This window comes from Enterobacter sp. SES19, assembly GCF_011765665.1.
GTDB classification, from domain to species: Bacteria; Pseudomonadota; Gammaproteobacteria; order Enterobacterales; family Enterobacteriaceae; genus Enterobacter; species Enterobacter pseudoroggenkampii.
This window is the reverse complement of the sequence record NZ_CP050320.1, coordinates 3,601,058-3,616,055: the sequence shown is the minus strand read 5'-3', so window position 1 is coordinate 3,616,055 and position 14,998 is coordinate 3,601,058. Positions and strand designations below refer to the sequence as shown.

Here is a 14,998-nt window from a genome sequence, read left to right as displayed (position 1 = left end):
TGCGCTTGCACGGGCCTACGGTTTTGTAGGCCGGGTAAGCGAAGCGCCACCCGGCGTTTTTTGAAGTAGCCAAACTATGTCAGATACCAAAAACGAATTAGAAACCCTGCTGGAGCAGGCTGCGACCGAGCCCGCCCACCGTCCGGCTTTTTTCCGCACGCTGCTGGAATCCACCGTCTGGGTGCCGGGCACCGCGGCGGAAGGTGAGCAGGTTGTCGAAGACAGCGCGCTGGATCTGCTGCACTGGGAGAAAGATGACGGCACGTCGGTGATCCCGTTCTTTACTTCGCTGGAAGCCCTGCAGGAAGCGGTAGAAGACGAACAGGCGTTCGTGGTAATGCCGGTGCGTACCCTGTTTGAAATGACGCTGGGCCAGACGCTGTTCCTCAACGCTAAATTGCCGACCGGGAAAGAGTTCACGCCGCGTGAAATCAGCCACCTGATAGGTGAAGAGGGCAACCCGCTCAGCACCCAGGAAGTGCTTGAAGGGGGGGAAACGCTGCTGCTGTCTGAGGTGGCCGAGCCGCCCGCGCAGATGATTGATTCCCTGACGACGCTGTTCAAAACGCTCAAGCCCGTCAGGCGCGCGTTTCTCTGCTCTATCAAAGAGCGCGCGGACGAAAAGCCGGTGCTGTTGATCGGTATTGAGGCCGATGGCGATTTCGACGAGATCGTTCAGGCTGCGGGCAGCGTGGCGACCGACACGCTACCGGGCGATGAGCCGATTGATATTTGTCAGGTGAAAAACGGTGAGAAGGGTATCAGCCACTTTATTACCGAGCACATCACCCCGTTCTACGAGCGTCGCTGGGGCGGCTTCCTGCGCGATCTCAAAACCAACCGCATCATCTGATTTCAGCGGGGTGAATGTCACCCCGTTGCTTCCAGCAGCAGTAAATCCATCAGCAGCACCAGATTCGACTCAAACGACGTCACCCCTGCGGCTTCGGCGGCGTAGTGTACCGCTTCGTCATAGAGCGCAAAGTGAACGTCGGCCATCTCTGCCAGCGTGTTGGCCGAGGCGCGGGTAAACGCGACGATGGTCATGCCGACGTTTTTGGCAATCCGCGCTTTATCCAGCACCTGCTCCGTTTCGCCGCTGCGCGAGACGGCAATAAACACCTGATAGCGCGCGGCGTTGCTGAGGAAAATATTCCTGCTGTCCCCCGGTCCGGAGATAAACGCCGTTTTGCCCAACACCTGCAGCTTCTTGGTCAGGTACTCCGCAAAGAGATAGGAAAACCCGGCGCCGTAGAGAAAGAAGCTCTCTTTCTGGCGCAGCAGGTCGGCAAACTGCTGTCGCTTCTCCTGCGTGACCCACTGAAAGGTGTGCTGATAGTTGGCGATAAACTGATTAAACAGCGCCGGAAGCTCGGGACGCGATTGCCCCTGAACGGCAATGTGCGGCGTGTCGGAGAGCAGCTGCTTGCAGTGCCAGATAAACTCGCTAAAGCCGCTGAGCCCCAGCTTCTGACACAGCCGCATGATGGTGGCGGTAGAAACAAACGTCGCCTGAGCAAGCTCTCGCACCGTGATGTTGCCCACCAGCAGCGGATGCTCCGTGAGGTGGGCGAGGACGCGATACTCCGCGCGGGTCAATGACGCTCCGCGCGTCAACAGCGTGGCCAGGCGGTTATCCATTATTTCGCGGGTTCGACAGGCAGGTCGTCTCGCGCACCCCATTCGCTCCAGGCGCCGTCGTAGAGCGTGACGTCGTTCGCGCCGAGCGTGGCGAGCGCCAGGATCACCACGCAGGCCGTGACGCCGGAGCCGCAGCTGGCAATAATCGGACGATGTAAATCCACGCCAGCACGGTCAAAAATGGCGCGCAGCTCGTCGGTGGTTTTCAGCTCGCCCTCAAACACCAGGTCGCCCCACGGCACGTTCAGCGCGCCCGGAATATGTCCGCGCTTCAGCCCCGGACGCGGTTCATCCGCTTGGGCATTGAAGCGTGGAGCAGGACGGGCATCGACGATTTGCGCCGTTTTTTCATGGCTCACGACCAGCACGTCGGTCAGGCGTTTTACCACGTGGGTGTCAAAGGTCGCGTCGAATTCACCTTCCGGCAGCGTCACGTCGCCCTGCTGAAGCGGCAGCTCGTCGCGCTTCCAGCCCGCCAGCCCGCCGGCAAGAATCGAGACTTTTTCCACGCCGAAGTTTTTCAGCATCCACCACGCGCGCGGCGCGGAGAAGAGGTTACCTTCATCATAGACAACGAGGTGTTTGTCTTTGCTGATGCCCAGCTCGCGCATCGCCACGGAAAACGCTTCCGGGCGCGGCAGCATGTGCGGCAGGGGAGAGGTGTGATCGGAGAGGGCTTCAATATCAAAAAATACCGCCCCCGGCAGATGCCCGGCACGGTATTCACCGGGCACGTCACGATGCTCTTGTCCCGGAGGGGCCATACGCGCGTCGATAATCTGAACTTCCGGATCGTCGCCGTGCTCAATCAGCCAGTCGGCAGCGACAAAATATGAGGTGGACATGGGTTGCCTCCATTCTTTTCCGTAAAAAAGGATTGTCGGTGTTTTTTCTGACACCGACAAGCAAACCACGTTCAACTCGCGAGCAAGCCCCTATTTTTTCACCGTTTCGCCGTCCTGCCAGGCTTTTTGCAGCGCAGGCCAGTAGTCGCGGTTGGCCTCGATCATCTCATCCAGAATTGCTTTCGCATGTTCCATGGTCGGCACGGTGCGGTTGAGGGTGAATGCCTGCAGGGCTTTCTCATAGCTGCCTTCTATGGTCGCCTCCACCAGCAGCTGTTCAGAGGCGAGCTGCTGTTGCAAAAGGGTCTGATGGAACAGCGGCACCTGACCGACGCGAATCGGTTCCGGGCCTTCGGAGGTGATATAAGCGGGCACTTCTACCACGGCATCGTAAGGCAGGTTGGCGATCGCGCCGCGGTTTTCCACCATCACCAGATGGCGGCTTCGCAGGTTAAAGGCCAGCGAGCGGGCGACATCGACGATAAACTCGCCGTGCACGCCCACGTGGAAGGCATCCGGCAGGATCCCGGTGCGCTTATACTCTTCGGCGGCGGCGAACAGCTTTTTCTCGCGCCCGTCCATCACTTCATTGGCGCGGGTATAGTCCGGGTTCTGGTGCGCCACAATCTGGTTCGGCATCAGGTAATACTGCAGATACGGGTTCGGCAGATACTCCGGGAAGTTGTCCATAATCGGCTTAATGTTGCGCCAGGTCTTCACCCAGGAGGGATCGGAATGCTGCGGGTCGGTTTTAGCCGCATCTTCCGTCAGCAGGCCAAATTTCGCGATATGCTTACGCAGCGCCGGGAGCTTGTCTTCGCCGTCCACCAGCACGCGGGTAAACCAGCCGAAGTGGTTCAGGCCGAAGTAGTCGACTTCGAGCTTGTGGCGATCGACGCCCAGAATCGCCCCCATATTGCGCATCGCGGCTACCGGCATATCGCAGATGTTCAGCACCCGCGCGTTCGGGCGCAGGCGGCGTACGCCCTCCGCGACGATCGCCGCCGGGTTGGAGTAGTTCACGATCCAGGCCTTCTCGTGCGCGTAGCGATCCACCAGATCGATAAGCTCCACCATCGGCAGGATCGTGCGCAGTCCGTACGCCAGACCCCCGGGTCCGCACGTTTCCTGGCCGACCACGCCGTGACGCAGCGGGATCTTCTCATCCTGCTCGCGCATTTTATACTGGCCGACGCGCATCTGGGCGAAGACGAAATGCGCGCCGCGGAAGGCCACTTCCGGGTCGCTGGTGACGGTAAATTTGATACTCTGGCTGTGGTCGCGAATGACCTTCTCGACGACGGGCGCAATAGTGTTCTGACGCGCCTCGTCGATGTCATAAAGGCGAATTTCGGCCAGCGGGAAATCCTGGAGGCGCACCATCAGGCTTTTCACAATACCCGGCGTGTAGGTGCTGCCGCCGCCGGCAATCGACAGGACAAATGGGGGTGTAAACATCTTTAGCTCCTTTCAGAGAAACGTCTCAACGGCTTCTCGCATTTTTTTGACGTGCAGCCCGTAGACCACCTGAACGTTGTTACCTTGTTTGATAATCCCTTTCGCGCCGGTCGCCTTCAGCCGCGGCTCGTCGATGATGGCGACGTCCTTCACCGTGACGCGTAAGCGGGTGTAGCAGTTGTCCACCACTTCAATGTTTTCCCGACCGCCCAGACCCACCACGATGGACTCGCCCAGCCCGTCGTTATTGCCTTTAGCCTGGTACTCCTGCTTGCTGTAGAGGCGCGTCTCCTGGTCCTCATCTTCACGGCCCGGCGTTTTCATGTTGAAGCGCAGGATCAGGAAGCGGAACACCACGAAGTAGAGAGCAAACATGATCAGCCCGACCACGATGTACATCGGCCAGTTGGACTTCTTCGTGCCGAGCGGCAGGTTGTAGAGGATGAAGTCGATAATCCCGTTGGCACCGATGGCGTGAACGCCCAGCAGCGAGAACAGCATCATGCCGATGCCGGTCAGCACCGCGTGCACCACGAACAGCAGCGGGGCGACGAACAGGAAGGAGAACTCAATCGGCTCGGTCACGCCGACCAGCAGCGACGTCAGCGCCGCCGGGATCAGAATGGCTTTCGCAACGGCTTTACGCTCCGGCTTTGCGGTCATATACATCGCCAGCGCGGCGGCAGGCAGGCCGAACATCTTGCTGATGCCGCGTGCATCCCACACCACGGTGCTGCTGAGCTGCTTCACGTCCGGACAGGCCATCTCGGCGAAGTAGATATTGCGCGCGCCCTGATAGGTTGCTCCGCATACCTCCTGCGTGCCGCCCAGCTCGGTATAGAGGAACGGTGTATAAACCAGATGGTGCAGTCCGGTGGGGACCAGAATGCGTTCCAGGAAACCGTAGATTGCCACGCCGAACGGCCCGGAGCCTTTGATGGCCAGCGCCAGGGCACTAATGCCGTGCTGGGCAAACGGCCACAGTTCGCTCATCACCACACCGAGCAGCATGGAGACGGGGAGCATGACGATAGCGACAAAACAGTGGCCGGAGTAAATCGCCATCGCGCCGTTAAACTGTACGCCGGAGTATTTGTTGTACAGATAGCCGGAGAGCGCACCGGTCAGGATCCCGGCAAAAACGCCCATCTCCAGCACCTGCACGCCCAGCACCATGGTTTGTCCGGCCGCTTTCATCTGAGCAACTGGCGCCAGCGCGCCCTGCAGCTGCAGCGTGACATTCATGGCGTTGATGAATACGACAAAGGTCACCAGACCAATCAGCGCGGCATAGCCTTTATCACGCGTCGCCAGACCAATCGGGATCCCTACGGCAAACACCAGCGCCAGGTTCACCAGCACCGACACGGCAGATTTCGCGATAAGCTGACCAATATGCTGAATCAGGGGATGGCCAAGAAACGGCAGATACTCCGCGAGATTACCGTTACCCAGCACGTTACCAAAGGCGATAAACAGACCGACGATCGGTAAGATAAGTACCGGTCCGTACAATGATTTTCCGAAATTTTGTAGGGCGTTCACGGCTCGTTTCATGGCTTTCTCTCTTATTGAACCGCGCACTCGGGGTGCGTCATGGTCATAAAACTAGCAGTCTTCAGGCGCGCTTATCCAGCTATCTTCTTGTTTTAAAAACAAATGACGTAAAAGGTTACATGTGACGTTATGTGCTGTGATCGCGGTTCCATCACGGCGTAGCGGCGTGTTGCCATTCTGCGAGGCGCTTTCCAGATTCTAAAATTGGACTTTTTGAATTAATGAAACTTGCGGATAATACTTATCCGGACGACGACCAACAGGCCCCCTCAGGGCCAGGGACAAAGGATGAAACCGTTTCGCTTAGCCGCGCTCTCCCTTGCGCTGCTTACCACGTTTACGCTTGTCGGCTGTGATAACAGCGACGATAAATCTCAGGCTGCGGCTCCCGCGGCATCCACCGCATCCACACCGAAAGCCGCGGAAAAGCCAAATGCTGAAACGCTGGCTAAGCTCGCCGCCCAGAGTCAGGGAAAAGCGCTGACCCTGCTGGATGCCTCTGAAGTTCAGCTCGACGGTGCCGCCACGCTGGTGCTGACATTCTCGGTTCCGCTGAATCCCGAGCAGGATTTCGCGAAAACCGTGCACGTCGTGGATAAAAAAAGCGGCAAAGTTGACGGGGCGTGGGAACTTGCGCCTAACCTGAAAGAGCTTCGCCTGCGCCATCTGGAGCCCAACCGCAACCTGGTCGTCACCGTTGAACGGGGCCTGCAGGCGCTGAACAAGGCGACGTTCGGCATTGATTATGAGAAAGCCCTGACCACGCGGGACGTTGAACCCACCGTTGGTTTTGCCAGCCGCGGCTCGCTGCTGCCGGGTAAGGTGGTGGAAGGTCTGCCGGTGATGGCGCTCAACGTCAACAATGTTGACGTCAACTTTTACCGCGTGAAGCCTGAATCGCTGGCCTCTCTTGTCAGCCAGTGGGAGTACCGCAACTCGCTGACCAACTGGGAGTCCGATAACCTGCTGAAGATGGCGGAGTTGGTTTACACCGGTCGATTCGATCTTAATCCGGCGCGCAATACGCGCGAAAAATTGCTGCTGCCTCTGAAGGATATTAAACCTCTCCAGCAGTCTGGCGTTTATATCGCGGTCATGAACCAGGCCGGGCACTACAACTACAGCAACGCCGCGACGCTCTTTACCCTGAGCGATATCGGCTTGTCCGCTCACCGTTATCACAACCGCCTGGACATCTTCACCCAGAGCCTGGAAAACGGTGCGGCGCAGTCCGGCGTCACCGTCACCCTGTTGAACGATAAAGGGCAGACGCTTGCCGAAGCGAAAAGCGACGGCGATGGCCACGCAAAGCTTGAGACCGACAAAGAGGCCGCGCTGATCCTGGCCAGTAAAGATGGTCAGACCACGCTGCTCGATCTCAAGCTGCCGGCTCTTGATCTGGCGGAGTTTGATATCGCAGGGAGCCCGGGCTATAGCAAGCAGTTCTTCATGTTTGGCCCACGCGATCTCTACCGCCCGGGTGAAACGGTGATCCTCAACGGCCTGCTGCGCGATAGTGACGGTAAGCCACTTCCGGATCAGCCCGTGAAGCTCGACGTGCTGCGTCCGGATGGACAGGTCGCCCGTACGATTGTCGTCAAGCCAGAGAACGGTCTCTATCGCTTTAACTATCCGCTGGACAGCGGGGCGCAGACCGGTATGTGGCATATCCGCGCCAACACCGGCGATAACCTGCAGCGCCTGTGGGACTTCCACGTCGAAGACTTCATGCCAGAGCGCATGGCGCTCAACCTGAGCGGACAAAAAACGCCGGTTTCACCGCAGGATAACGTGGACTTTAACGTGGTGGGCTATTACCTGTATGGCGCTCCGGCCAACGGTAATTCTCTGCAGGGCCAGCTCTTCCTGCGTCCGCTGCGTGACGCGGTGGCAGCGCTGCCGGGCTTCCAGTTTGGCGATATCGCCGAGGAGAACCTGAGCCGCAGCCTGGATGAGGTGCAGCTTACGCTGGATGAGAAGGGGCGTGGACAGGTTTCTACCGAAAGCCAGTGGAAAGAGGTGCACTCTCCGCTGCAGCTGATTCTGCAGGCCAGCCTGCTGGAGTCCGGCGGCCGCCCGGTAACGCGTCGTGCTGAGCAGGCCATCTGGCCGGCGGCTGAGCTGCCGGGTATTCGCCCTCAGTTCGCCAGTAAAGCCGTTTACGACTACCGCACCGATACCACCGTCAACCAGCCGATTGTTGACGAGAACGGCAACGCCAGCTTCGATATCGTTTACGCCGATGCCAGCGGCGCGAAAAAAGCGGTGTCCGGTTTGCAGGTTCGCCTGATCCGCGAGCGCCGTGACTACTTCTGGAACTGGTCTGAGAGCGAAGGCTGGCAGTCTCAGTTCGATCAGAAAGACCTGGTTGAAGGCGAGCAGGAGCTGACGCTCAAGGCCGACGAGACGGGTAAAGTCACCTTCCCGGTGGAGTGGGGCTCTTATCGTCTCGAAGTGAAAGCACCTGATGAGATGGTCAGCAGTGTACGCTTCTGGGCAGGGTATAGCTGGCAGGATAACAGCGACGGCACCGGGGCTGCGCGCCCTGACCGCGTGACGCTGAAGCTGGATAAGCCAGCCTATCAGCCGGGTGACACCATCAACCTGCACATTGCCGCGCCAGCCGCAGGCAAGGGCTATGCGATGATCGAGTCCAGCGAAGGGCCGCTGTGGTGGAAGGAGATCGACGTACCGGCAAACGGGCTGGATCTCGCTATCCCGGTCGACAAGGCCTGGAAACGTCACGATCTCTACCTGAGTACGCTGGTGGTACGGCCTGGGGATAAATCCAAATCCGCCACGCCGAAGCGCGCGGTTGGCCTGCTTCATCTGCCGATGGGCGACGAAAATCGCCGCCTGAATATTGCGCTCGATAACCCGCAGAAGATGCGTCCAAACCAGACGCTCTCGGTGAAGGTGAAAGCCAGCGTGAAAGAGGGGGCCGTGCCGCAGAAGGTGAACGTTCTGGTCTCGGCGGTGGACAGCGGCGTGCTGAACATTACCGATTACGTCACGCCGGATCCGTGGCAGGCTTTCTTTGGTCAGAAGCGCTACGGCGCGGATATTTACGATATCTACGGCCAGGTCATTGAAGGGCAGGGCCGTCTGGCCGCGCTGCGCTTTGGTGGCGATGGGGATGAACTGAAGCGTGGCGGCAAACCGCCGGTGAACCACGTCACCATTATTGCCCAGCAGGCGCAGCCGGTCACGCTGGATGCCAACGGGGAAGGCACGATTACGCTGCCGATTGGTGATTTCAACGGCGAGCTGCGTCTGATGGCGCAGGCCTGGACGGAAGACGATTTCGGCAGCAGTGAAAGCAAGGTTATTGTGGCCGCGCCGGTCATTACCGAGCTGAATACCCCGCGCTTCCTGGCAAGCGGAGATACCTCGCGGCTGACGCTGGATATCACCAACCTGACCGACAAGCCGCAAACGCTGCACGTTGCCCTGACCTCTACCGGCAAACTGGTGCTGGAAGGCGCGCAGCCGCAGCCGGTTCAGTTGCCGCCAGGTGCGCGCAGCACGCTGTTTATTCCGGTACGCGCACTGGAAGGCTATGGTGACGGTGAAGTGACCGCGCAGGTGACCGGCCTGCAGCTTCCGGGCGAGACTTTCGCACCGCAGCAAAAGAGCTGGAAAATCGGCGTGCGTCCGGCGTTCCCGGCGCAGACGGTCAATACCGGTGCCATGCTGAACCCTGGCGAATCGTGGACCGCACCGGCGCAGCATAGCAAAGGTTTCTCTCCTGCCACCCTGCAGGGGCAACTGTTGCTGAGCGGCAAACCACCGCTCAACCTGGCGCGTTATATTCGTGAACTGCAGGCCTACCCGTACGGATGCCTGGAGCAAACCACCAGCGGACTGTTCCCGTCGCTCTACACCAACGCGGCGCAGCTTACTGCACTTGGCATCAAGGGCGACACCGATGACAAGCGCCGTGCAGCGATTGATATTGGCATCTCCCGTCTGCTGCAGATGCAGCGTGAAGACGGCGGGTTCGCGCTGTGGGATAAAAACGGTCCGGAAGAGTACTGGCTGACGGCCTACGTGACCGACTTCCTGGTGCGCGCGGGCGAGCAGGGTTACAGCGTGCCTGCAGATGCAGTGAATAACGCCAATAGCCGCCTGCTGCGCTATCTGCAGGACCCGGGCATGATGTCCATTCGCTATAGCGACGATACTCAGGCCAGCAAGTTCGCCGTGCAGGCCTATGCCGCGCTGGTGCTGGCACGTCAGCAAAAAGCGCCGCTGGGCGCGCTGCGTGAAATCTGGGATCGTCACGGACAGGCGGCTTCCGGTCTGCCGCTGATGCAGCTGGGCATGGCGCTCAAACTGATGGGCGATGCGCCGCGCAGCCAGCAGGCGCTGGACCTGGCACTTAAAACGCCGCGTAACGACAGCAAAAACTGGATGGCCGATTATGGCAGCCAGCTTCGCGATAACGCGCTGATGTTCTCTCTTCTCGAGGAGTACAAGCTGCTGCCGGATGCGCAAAATACGCTGCTGAATGCCCTGTCTGAACAGGCCTTCAGCCAGCGCTGGCTGTCAACGCAGGAGAGCAACGCGCTGTTCCTGGCAGGACGTTCGCTGCAAACCTTGTCCGGTACGTGGCAGGCGAAAACCTCTCTGTCTGAGACAGCATCAGGCGGCGATAAGTCACTGGTGCAAAACGTGAACGGCGACGAGCTTGGCGCGCTGCAGGTCACCAATACCGGAACGACACCGCTGTGGGTGCGTCTGGACAGCACCGGTTACCCTGACTATGCCCCTCAGCCGAGCTCGAACGTGCTGCAGGTTGAACGTCATATCCTGGCAACCGATGGCAGCAGTAAATCGCTCTCTTCCCTGAAGAGCGGCGAACTGGTGCTGGTGTGGCTGGAAGTTAAAGCCAGCCAGAACGTGCCGGACGCGCTGGTGGTGGATCTCCTCCCTGCGGGTCTGGAGCTGGAAAACCAGAACCTGGCAAGCAGCAGCGCCAGCCTGCAGGACAGCGGTAGCGAAGTGCAGAACCTGCTCAGCCAGATGCAGCAGGCGGATATTCAGCATATGGAATTCCGCGATGACCGCTTTGTGGCTGCCGTGCCGGTAAACGAAGGTCAGCCGGTCACGCTGGTCTATCTGGCCCGTGCCGTGACGCCAGGAACCTACCAGGTGCCGGTGCCGGTGGTCGAGTCTATGTATGTGCCGCAGTGGCGGGCAACGGGGGCGGCCAGTGGCCCGCTGATTGTTGTTCCGTAATATGCGAATGGCACGTTTGACACGCTCCCGCTGGCTGTGGCTGGCGGGAGCGCTTCTCGTTTTATGGGGGCTGATTGTCGCCGCCGACCGCCTGTGGCCGTTACCGCTGAAAGAGGTTAACCCCGCCCGGGTCGTGGTGGATGAGAAGGGCACGCCGCTGTGGCGCTTTGCGGACAGCGACGGGATCTGGCGCTATCCGGTGACGATCGAAGAGGTCTCTCCCCGTTATCTTGAGGCGCTGATCCAGTACGAAGATCGCTGGTTCTGGGATCACCCCGGCGTAAACCCGCTCTCTGTCCTGCGCGCCGCCTGGCAGGATCTCAGTTCTGGCAAAGTCGTTTCTGGCGGCAGTACGCTGACCATGCAGGTGGCACGCCTGCTGGACCCGCATCCGCGCACCTTTGGCGGCAAAATTCGTCAGCTCTGGCGGGCGATGCAGCTGGAGTGGCACCTCTCTAAACGCGACATCCTGACGCTCTATCTCAACCGCGCGCCGTTTGGCGGTACGCTGCAGGGCGTCGGGGCGGCAAGCTGGACGTATCTTGGCAAGCCGCCGTCGCAGCTCAGCTATTCCGACGCGGCGCTGCTGGCGGTGCTGCCGCAGGCACCCAGTCGTTTACGCCCGGATCGCTGGCCTGAACGGGCCGAAGCGGCGCGCAATAAAGTGCTCGACCGCATGGCGGCGCAGGGCGTCTGGTCCGCGAAGCAGGTCAAAGAATCACGGGAAGAATCGGTATGGCTGGCACCCCGGCAGATGCCGCAGCTGGCGCCGCTCTTTGCGCGCATGATGCTCGGCAAAAGTCGCGACACGAAAATTGTCACCACGCTGGATGCCGGGCTACAGCGGCAGCTGGAAGAGCTGGCGATGAACTGGAAATCCCGCCTGCCGGCACGCAGCTCGCTGGCGATGATCGTGGTCGATCATACCGATATGAAAGTGCGCGGCTGGGTCGGATCGGTGGATATTAACGATGACAGTCGTTTTAGCCACGTGGATATGGTCAATGCGATCCGCTCCCCGGGATCGGTGTTGAAGCCCTTTATCTACGGTATGGCGCTGGACGATGGCCTGATCCATCCCGCCTCGCTGCTTCAGGACGTTCCCAGAAAAACCAGTGATTATCGCCCAGGGAATTTTGACAGCGGGTTCCACGGGCCGGTCAGCATGAGTGAAGCGCTGGTGCGCTCCCTCAACCTGCCCGCGGTACAGGTGCTGGAAGCCTACGGACCAAAACGATTTGCCGGTATGCTCAGTAACGCAGGTTTGCCGCTGATCCTGCCCGCGGGGGCGCAGCCGAATCTTTCTCTGATCCTCGGCGGGGCAGGCGCGCGGCTGGCAGATATCGCCGCTGCCTACAGTGCCTTTGCCCGACACGGTAAGGCGGGACGGCTGCGCCTGCAGCCGGGCGATCCGCTGACTGAACGTCCGCTGTTATCATCAGGCTCGGCGTGGATTATTCGCCGTATTCTGGCCAATGAAGCGCAGCCGCTACCGGATAATGCGCTACCGCAGGTTGCGCCCCTGGCGTGGAAAACCGGCACCAGCTACGGCTACCGTGATGCCTGGGCCATTGGTCTGAATGCCCGCTACGTGATTGGCATCTGGACCGGACGACCGGACGGCACGCCGGTGGCGGGGCAGTTTGGTTTCGCCAGCGCGGTTCCGCTATTAAACCAGGTCAATAACCAGCTTCAGTCGCGCTCAACGGTAGACGAAGCCCGCCTGCCTCGCGATCCGCGTCCGGAGAGTGTCGGGCGGGGCGTGATCTGCTGGCCGGGTGGCCAACCGCTGCCGGAAGGCAGTGAAAACTGTCGACGTCGCCTGTCGACCTGGCTGCTGGAAGGCAGTGAACCGCCCACGCTGCTGTTGCCGGAGCAGGAAGGCATACGCGGCATTCGTTTCCCGGTCTGGCTGGATAAAACGGGTAAACGTGTCGCGGCAGATTGCCCTGATGCAACTGAAAAAGTCCTGGATGTCTGGCCGCTACCGCTGGAACCGTGGCTGCCCGCAACCGAGCGTCGCGCGGTACGGATCCCGCCTTCATCAACAACCTGTCCTCCGCTGTCGCAGGACTCACCTGCGCCACTCATCCTGACAGGCGTACGCGAAGGGGCCGTTATCAAACGTCTGCCGGGTGAATCCCGCGTTTCGCTGCCGCTTCAGGCGACCGGCAACAGCGGTGAGCGCTGGTGGTTTTTGAACGGTGAACCGCTGAGTGTGAAGGGAAGGGTTTACACATTACAGCTTGATAAGTCGGGCGATTATCAGTTACTCGTTATGGATGAGACCGGGCAGGTCGCGACGGTGAATTTTACGCTGCAGTGATCTGAAAATAGCTTTCAGATGTGAGCTGTTGCTAAAACTCGTCTTATTTTAAAAAAATGTTACCTGAATCCATAGGCAATGGCGCTATTGCTCATTATAATCCGCGCCACACCATACTCAGGTATGCAAAACAACAGAACATTGACAGAGGTTATCATGGCTATTGAACGTACTTTTTCCATCATCAAACCAAACGCGGTGGCAAAAAACGTTATTGGCAGCATCTTCGCTCGCTTTGAATCTGCAGGGTTCAAAATTGTTGGCACCAAAATGCTGCACCTGACCGTTGAGCAGGCTCGCGGCTTCTATGCAGAGCACGAAGGTCGTCCATTCTTTGACGGCCTGGTGGAGTTCATGACCTCCGGTCCAATCGTGGTATCCGTGCTGGAAGGCGAAAACGCAGTACAGCGTCACCGCGACCTGCTGGGCGCAACCAACCCGGACAACGCGCTGGCCGGTACTCTGCGCGCTGACTACGCTGACAGCTTCACCGAGAACGGCACCCACGGTTCTGACTCTGTTGAATCTGCTGCACGCGAAATCGCTTTCTTCTTCGCAGAAGGCGAAGTGTGTCCACGTACCCGTTAATTTAACGGTTTCGTTTACACATTATTTTCGTAAATGCCGCGTCCAGACGTGGCATCCCTGCGCCAGACTTTGTACAATGCAACGCCCCGGACGAGCAGACCGCTTTCCGGGGCGTTTCTATTCAACCCTCCATGGGCCATAACGTGTAACAACGAGGCCGGAAAATATTATGTCTGAACTAGTGAATACCTCCGAAGTCGCCATTCCTGCGGTTCCCAATAAAAATGGAAAAATCAACCTGCTGGATCTGAACCGTCAGCAGATGCGCGAGTTCTTTAAAGAGATGGGCGAAAAGCCGTTTCGTGCCGATCAGGTCATGAAGTGGATGTACCATTACTGCAGCGACAATTTTGATGACATGACTGACATCAACAAGGTCCTGCGCAACAAGCTCAAAGAAGTGGCTGAAATCCGCGCACCGGAAGTGGTGGAAGAGCAGCGCTCCGCAGATGGCACCATCAAATGGGCGATTGCGGTCGGCGATCAGCGCGTTGAAACTGTCTACATCCCGGAAGAAGACCGCGCCACGCTGTGCGTCTCCTCTCAGGTTGGCTGTGCGCTGGAGTGCAAATTCTGCTCAACCGCGCAGCAAGGCTTTAACCGTAACCTGCGCGTGTCAGAAATTATCGGTCAGGTCTGGCGTGCCGCGAAAATCGTGGGCGCGGCAAAAGTGACCGGCACGCGTCCTATCACCAACGTGGTGATGATGGGGATGGGTGAGCCGCTGCTGAACCTGACCAACGTCGTTCCGGCGATGGAAATCATGCTGGATGACTTTGGCTTTGGTCTGTCCAAGCGTCGCGTCACGCTGTCTACCTCAGGCGTTGTGCCTGCGCTGGACAAGCTTGGCGACATGATTGACGTTGCGCTGGCGATCTCCCTGCACGCGCCAAACGATGAAATTCGTGACGAAATTGTGCCGATCAACAAAAAGTACAATATCGAAACCTTCCTCGCTGCCGTACGTCGCTACCTGGAGAAATCCAACGCCAACCAGGGCCGCGTGACCATCGAGTACGTGATGCTGGACCACGTCAACGACGGCACCGAACATGCGCATCAGCTGGCTGAACTGCTGAAAGATACGCCATGTAAAATCAACCTGATCCCATGGAACCCTTTCCCGGGCGCGCCGTATGGCCGTAGCTCGAACAGCCGTATCGACCGTTTCTCCAAGGTGCTGATGGAGTATGGTTTCACCACCATCGTGCGTAAAACCCGTGGTGACGACATTGATGCCGCATGCGGACAGCTGGCAGGTGATGTCATTGACCGTACTAAACGTACCCTGCGTAAACGCATGCAGGGCGAGACGATCGCGGTTAAAGCTGTTTGATTATTA

The 14,998-nt window shown here is 59.0% G+C and carries 9 protein-coding genes; 5 read left to right on the top strand and 4 right to left on the bottom strand.

The genetic code is table 11. From position 1 onward, the window contains the following. The first annotated feature begins 76 nt into the window (after window positions 1–76). Complete coding sequence (gene sseB / locus GXP72_RS17115) at window positions 77–853, top strand: enhanced serine sensitivity protein SseB (protein ID WP_032648693.1); 777 nt, start codon at window positions 77–79, stop codon at window positions 851–853. Window positions 854–870: 17 nt separating this feature from the next. Here sseB and GXP72_RS17110 read toward each other — a convergent pair whose 3' ends face one another. The 4 genes from GXP72_RS17110 to GXP72_RS17095 form a co-directional block, all read right to left on the bottom strand. Continuing rightward, entirely contained in the window at window positions 871–1,641 is a 771-nt protein-coding gene (locus tag GXP72_RS17110; protein ID WP_208763168.1) for a MurR/RpiR family transcriptional regulator, read from the bottom strand. Then, the gene (gene sseA / locus GXP72_RS17105; RefSeq protein WP_208763167.1) at window positions 1,641–2,486 is read right to left on the bottom strand and encodes a 3-mercaptopyruvate sulfurtransferase; all 846 of its coding nucleotides are present in this window, start codon (window positions 2,484–2,486) and stop codon (window positions 1,641–1,643) included. The genes GXP72_RS17110 and sseA overlap by 1 nt, the downstream gene beginning before the upstream one ends. 90 nt (window positions 2,487–2,576) lie before the next feature. Further along, entirely contained in the window at window positions 2,577–3,944 is a 1,368-nt protein-coding gene (locus tag GXP72_RS17100) for a 6-phospho-alpha-glucosidase (protein ID WP_208763166.1), read from the bottom strand. A gap of 12 nt (window positions 3,945–3,956) precedes the next feature. After that, window positions 3,957–5,501 carry a PTS transporter subunit EIIC gene (locus tag GXP72_RS17095; protein ID WP_208763165.1) on the bottom strand — a complete coding sequence of 515 codons (1,545 nt, stop codon included), beginning with the start codon at window positions 5,499–5,501 and terminating at the stop codon, window positions 3,957–3,959. Window positions 5,502–5,789: 288 nt separating this feature from the next. Between GXP72_RS17095 and GXP72_RS17090 the strand changes: the two genes are divergently transcribed. From GXP72_RS17090 to GXP72_RS17075, 4 genes are all read left to right on the top strand, one after another. After that, the gene (locus tag GXP72_RS17090) at window positions 5,790–10,742 is read left to right on the top strand and encodes an alpha-2-macroglobulin (protein ID WP_208763164.1); all 4,953 of its coding nucleotides are present in this window, start codon (window positions 5,790–5,792) and stop codon (window positions 10,740–10,742) included. A gap of 1 nt (window position 10,743) precedes the next feature. Then, a complete protein-coding gene (gene pbpC, locus GXP72_RS17085) occupies window positions 10,744–13,068 on the top strand; it encodes a peptidoglycan glycosyltransferase PbpC (RefSeq protein WP_208763163.1) in 2,325 nt (774 codons plus the stop codon). A 156-nt stretch (window positions 13,069–13,224) separates the two neighbouring features. Then, window positions 13,225–13,656, top strand: coding sequence for a nucleoside-diphosphate kinase (ndk, locus tag GXP72_RS17080; protein WP_003860625.1), 432 nt, complete (start codon window positions 13,225–13,227; stop codon window positions 13,654–13,656). Between the two features lie 169 nt (window positions 13,657–13,825). Next, a complete protein-coding gene (locus GXP72_RS17075; protein ID WP_014171168.1) occupies window positions 13,826–14,992 on the top strand; it encodes a bifunctional tRNA (adenosine(37)-C2)-methyltransferase TrmG/ribosomal RNA large subunit methyltransferase RlmN in 1,167 nt (388 codons plus the stop codon). The last annotated feature ends 6 nt before the right edge of the window (window positions 14,993–14,998 follow it).

Bases quoted from the DNA above. Each gene is read 5' to 3' on its own strand.
- GXP72_RS17090 (WP_208763164.1), top strand. From the start codon at position 5,790: ATGAAACCGTTTCGCTTAGCCGCGCTCTCCCTTGCGCTGCTTACCACG.
- ndk (WP_003860625.1), top strand. From the start codon at position 13,225: ATGGCTATTGAACGTACTTTTTCCATCATCAAACCAAACGCGGTGGCA.
- pbpC (WP_208763163.1), top strand. From the start codon at position 10,744: ATGCGAATGGCACGTTTGACACGCTCCCGCTGGCTGTGGCTGGCGGGA.
- sseA (WP_208763167.1), bottom strand. From the start codon at position 2,486: ATGTCCACCTCATATTTTGTCGCTGCCGACTGGCTGATTGAGCACGGC.
- GXP72_RS17110 (WP_208763168.1), bottom strand. From the start codon at position 1,641: ATGGATAACCGCCTGGCCACGCTGTTGACGCGCGGAGCGTCATTGACC.
- sseB (WP_032648693.1), top strand. From the start codon at position 77: ATGTCAGATACCAAAAACGAATTAGAAACCCTGCTGGAGCAGGCTGCG.
- GXP72_RS17095 (WP_208763165.1), bottom strand. From the start codon at position 5,501: ATGAAACGAGCCGTGAACGCCCTACAAAATTTCGGAAAATCATTGTAC.
- GXP72_RS17075 (WP_014171168.1), top strand. From the start codon at position 13,826: ATGTCTGAACTAGTGAATACCTCCGAAGTCGCCATTCCTGCGGTTCCC.
- GXP72_RS17100 (WP_208763166.1), bottom strand. From the start codon at position 3,944: ATGTTTACACCCCCATTTGTCCTGTCGATTGCCGGCGGCGGCAGCACC.